The organism is uncultured Eubacterium sp., from assembly GCF_934525195.1.
Classification (GTDB): Bacteria; Bacillota; Clostridia; order Oscillospirales; family Acutalibacteraceae; genus Eubacterium_R.
In genome coordinates, this window is sequence record NZ_CAKSZA010000014.1 from 1 (window position 1) to 1,840 (window position 1,840).

Genomic DNA, 1,840 nt, shown 5'->3' on the forward strand with positions numbered 1-1,840 from the left:
CGCTTTCCCTTATTTTATGGCTGCTGGACGCATTTGCGAAAGGCAGTCCTTTTTTTGTGGGCAGGGGAGCTGTAGCATATAAATATTTTCTGAAGAGGATTTATTATGCTTGACGTTGTATAATAATAGTGTAAGGCATGGTAATAAGTTAGAAACAGATGCTTATATGCTAAGTTTTGAGGTGCTGAGATGGAATTAAAAAAACTGGTTTGCGAAAACTGCGGCAGCAGTGATTTTAGTTATCAGGACAATATATACACTTGCAGACATTGCGGAACAAAATATGTTCTTGCAAATGATGGTAACTATATTATTTATAACTATAATTATAATATAAGTTTTGATGATTTTGCGGATTCTACAGAAAATACTCCGGCATCCAAAGGTTCCGGCTTAAAAACTCTGCTGTTTATCTTGGTTGGGTTTATTATGTTATTTGGCAGCTGCATGTTTTTGGGTGATGATAAAGAAATAACTTCTCCTGTTGTGGCACAAAAAAATGAAGTAAAAGAATTGCTTACTAAAGCCAATCATCCCAAACTGTTTTCTTCCAGAGCTGATGTGAAAAAATTTTACGAGGGACAAGGGAATATTGTTAAGTTGCATCCTTCTGAATACGATGATAAGACTGTTCTTTATATTAAGACGATGTCTGATACTGTGTATAAAGATTATACTGATGCCAGTGCTAGAGTAAAGGACATCAAAATATATCTTTCTAATGCGCAGGAAACAAATAATATTAAGATTGATGAAGCAGTAGATATAGCGGAAACATTTATCCCTTGGGAGATAATGGACGAGTATTATGAGCTTGATGAAACAAAGCGTGCAGATAATTTGAGTGCTGCAAATCATGAAAGGTATTATGATATCAGATATCGTTTAAAAGAAAGATATCTGTCTAATTATATGGTACATGGCTATCCGGGAAGTATTACGATAAGATTTAAAGCAGATAAAAACAACCGAGTAGAGAATATACGTATTGCGATACGGCTGGAACAGTTAGGCGGACGATTGGACAATAACTATAAATTTACGGAATGGAAACCTGCAAATTGGCATCAGGCACCTAAGGAGCCACCGTATTTGCAAAAAAGCTGGGAGCTGTTGTCCTCTTCTGAACATCCGCGTCTTTTAGACAATTATGATGATATGCTGACCTTTGGCAAGAAGTTCATTGAGGAAGCTGTTTATTTTAATAAGACGAGTACAAATGAAAAATATGGGATAAAAGGCAAAAAATGTTTACTGTCTGTAGAAAGCATGAGTCGTGCAGATAAAAGTGATTATGTCTTTGTCATTTTCCTTGATTTAGCTAAGTTACGAGATGAAAAACAGGTATCTTTAGCTGAAGCTATAGCTTTAACGAAAACATTTCTGCCTTATGATATTATGCAGGAATATTATAAGCTGAATTTTGCACGTAAAAAGGTTCCTACCGCTAAAAATCTTGATGGAAAAATTTCTTATGAAGTTGTTTACGATAGAATTGTTTCTTCGGAAAATCGTGCTAAAGCAAGGCGATTGGAATTACCGGCAAATATTCATATAACAATACAGGCGGAAGAGAATGGAAATGTTTTGGGAATCTGGGTTAACGGTTATAAGTATATTCCTAGAAATACGTCAATCTATGAGAATGCAACCAATGAATTTGGTCAAAGAATAGAGATAAGACATGAAGGAAGGGAATTAGGACCATATGAAGAAAGCGATGACTGGAATACAGTAATGCCTTGGCAAAATCCATTCTAATTCAACCTAAAAAGGCTACTGCGTAAGCAATTTTACGCAATAGCCTTTTTTTACATGGTTATTTTTCAGCAAAAGGTAT

General features: G+C 35.3%; 1 protein-coding gene. It reads left to right on the top strand.

The features are described from left to right. The first annotated feature begins 189 nt into the window (after nucleotides 1–189). Nucleotides 190–1,761, top strand: a complete 1,572-nt coding sequence (locus tag Q0E03_RS09040; RefSeq protein ID WP_297131937.1) for a TFIIB-type zinc finger domain-containing protein — start codon at nucleotides 190–192, stop codon at nucleotides 1,759–1,761. Nucleotides 1,762–1,840: the final 79 nt, after the last annotated feature.

What these genes read in the sequence shown, in the direction of transcription:
- Q0E03_RS09040 (WP_297131937.1), top strand. Translation starts at nt 190, where the DNA reads ATGGAATTAAAAAAACTGGTTTGCGAAAACTGCGGCAGCAGTGATTTT.